This is a genomic window from Pseudomonas fluorescens (assembly GCF_902498065.1).
Taxonomy (GTDB): domain Bacteria; phylum Pseudomonadota; class Gammaproteobacteria; order Pseudomonadales; family Pseudomonadaceae; genus Aquipseudomonas; species Aquipseudomonas fluorescens_BJ.
Genome location: NZ_CABVIR010000022.1, coordinates 1 through 577 on the forward strand (window position 1 = coordinate 1; position 577 = coordinate 577).

The following is a 577-nucleotide window of genomic DNA, read 5'->3' on the forward strand; positions in this document are numbered from 1 at the left end:
TGACTGGGGTGAAGTCGTAACAAGGTAGCCGTAGGGGAACCTGCGGCTGGATCACCTCCTTAATCGACGACATCAGCTGCTCCATAAGTTCCCACACGAATTGCTTGATTCATTGAAGAAGACGATAAGAAGCAGCCCGAAATTGGGTCTGTAGCTCAGTTGGTTAGAGCGCACCCCTGATAAGGGTGAGGTCGGCAGTTCGAATCTGCCCAGACCCACCAATTTTTGTGTGGGATCCTGTAGCAATACGGGGCCATAGCTCAGCTGGGAGAGCGCCTGCCTTGCACGCAGGAGGTCAACGGTTCGATCCCGTTTGGCTCCACCACTACTGCTTCTGTTTGTTGAAAGCTTAGAAATGAGCATTCCATGGTGACATGGTGAATGTTGATTTCTAGTCTTTGGCTAGATCGTTCTTTAAAAATTTGGGTATGTGATAGAAAGATAGACTGGACGTTACTTTCACTGGTAACGGATCAGGCTAAGGTAAAATTTGTGAGTTGCTCTTAATTGAGTATTATCGAATTTTCGGCGAATGTCGTCTTCATAGTATAACCAGATTGCTTGGGGTTATATGGTC

2 tRNA genes and 1 rRNA gene are annotated in these 577 nt (G+C 47.0%); all 3 read left to right on the plus strand.

Going from position 1 to position 577, the window contains the following annotated elements:
* A 16S ribosomal RNA gene (locus tag F8N43_RS29155) occupies positions 1–62 on the plus strand; the annotation flags it as partial.
* Between the two features lie 82 nt (positions 63–144).
* Positions 145–221, plus strand: a tRNA-Ile gene (locus tag F8N43_RS29160).
* A gap of 28 nt (positions 222–249) precedes the next feature.
* Positions 250–325 (plus strand) — tRNA-Ala (locus tag F8N43_RS29165).
* Positions 326–577: the final 252 nt, after the last annotated feature.